This is a genomic window from Streptomyces phytophilus (assembly GCF_013870535.1).
In the GTDB taxonomy this organism is placed as follows: Bacteria; Actinomycetota; Actinomycetes; order Streptomycetales; family Streptomycetaceae; genus Streptomyces; species Streptomyces phytophilus.
The window spans coordinates 1-1,539 of record NZ_JACBXC010001371.1; the positions used below are offsets into that span (position 1 = coordinate 1).

A 1,539-nucleotide genomic window follows, 5' to 3' on the forward strand; every position below is an offset into this window, starting at 1 on the left:
GGCGGGTTGCCGGACGGTCTGGCTCTGCGGAAGCTCGATGATGGTTCGGTGTCGCTTGTTGCGTTGTCGGTGGATGGCATCGGCGACGGGAAGGGTGGTTGGCAGCCGGTCGGTTGACAGCTTGGTCTGCGGCCCTCGGTGCCTGTCGGGCACCGGGGGCTGTTTCCGTGTGGGTGGCAGCTGGTCGGTTGGTGGCTGCGGTGTTGCGGTCCTTGGGTGTCTGTCGGGTGTCGGGGGCTGCTCGTGCGGCCGGGCCGGAAGGCCGGGTCGTCCGCGGCTTTCGGTCCGGGTCTATGCGCTTCTGGGGCTGCTGGATGAGTGCGGGGGTGCGCCGGATGTGGTCGGGGCGCTGTGCCGTTTCCGGGTTCGGGATCCGTTTCCGCCGGGGGTGGGGGAGTTCCTTGTGCCGCAGGCGGATGCGGAGACCCTCTCCGATCTGGGTTACCGGATCGAGGTGTTCCTGGCGGACGGGGAGGTCGGGGAGGTCGGGGAGGCTGCGGCGCTGGCGCTTGCCGCGGCCGGTTGGCTGGGGGAGTCCCTGGGAGGCCCGGTGGCTGGGCCTACCGGCCTCGCCTGACGTGTTGGCGTCTGCCTGTGAGGGTCTCGGTCAGGCGGCGGTGGAGGCGGGGGTTTCCGGTTCACGTGGTGGTTGGTAGCTGCCGTTCCGGGGTGCCGTGGCCGGGGAGGGTGGGCCGGGTGTGGTTCAGCGTGGCCGGGGAGGGTGGGCCGGGTGTGGTTCAGCGTGGTTGGGGCGGGGTTGCGTGCCGGGCTGCCGGGTCCTGTTTGGTGAGTTGGATGGTGGTGATCGCGGGGATGTCCGGGGGGATGTCGGCGCCGCTGCGGCCCCCGGTGTTGAGGCTGCCGCCCTCGGTGTTGAGGAGTGTCATGAATCAGGCGGGCGTTCAGGAGCGACTCGACGGTGATGACGGTGTATCGGGGTCAGGTGGGGTGGTGTCGGGTCAGGAGTACGGCGTACAGGGCGGGTAGCGCGGCTGTCAGGAAGGATGTGTAGCCGAGGGCGTACACCGGGTCGGAGTCGTTTCGGCCGTGGTCCTTGTCCTGCTTGGCGATGCGGCAGCAGCCGGCCGCCGAAGGCGTTGGCCGCGACCCGGACCCGGATCAGCACAGCCACCCACGTGACCGACCGGGGCCGGCGGTCCGGCGGAACCCTGGGCGGGAACCGGGTTTCGTCCGTGCGCCTTCTTCGGTGTTGTTTCTGGTGGGGGGTGTGGGGCGGATGGGGTGGGGTCTCTCCCGAGGGGCGGCGAAGGGCTGCTGCGGTTGTGTGGTGTCGGTGGTGGGGTTCGACGGTGGGCAGGGCCGGACTGCGTGGAGTACTAGGCCGGCTGTTTGCCGGTGGATCGCGGGGGCTGTGTGTCGCGCCCTGTCTTCGCTGTTGTGGGTCGTCTGGTGGGGTGGGTGGAGGTGTCTGGTTGTTGGTGTGGTTGTGGGGTGTGGTGGTGGGTCGCCAAGCGGGCGCCAAGTCGTTGGGGTGGTGGTGGCCAAGTGGGGGGTTGGATGCTGGGTGGTGGTGTGTGG

General features: G+C 69.8%; 2 protein-coding genes. One reads left to right on the forward strand and one right to left on the reverse strand.

Annotated features, from left to right (window positions below; all coding sequences use genetic code 11):
* Positions 1-337 precede the first annotated feature (337 nt).
* A complete protein-coding gene (locus H5J30_RS32465) occupies positions 338-577 on the forward strand; it encodes a hypothetical protein (protein ID WP_181791233.1) in 240 nt (79 codons plus the stop codon).
* A gap of 160 nt (positions 578-737) precedes the next feature.
* Here the strand turns inward: H5J30_RS32465 and H5J30_RS37155 are convergent, their stop codons facing one another.
* A complete protein-coding gene (locus tag H5J30_RS37155) occupies positions 738-887 on the reverse strand; it encodes a hypothetical protein (RefSeq protein WP_258563645.1) in 150 nt (49 codons plus the stop codon).
* Positions 888-1,539: the final 652 nt, after the last annotated feature.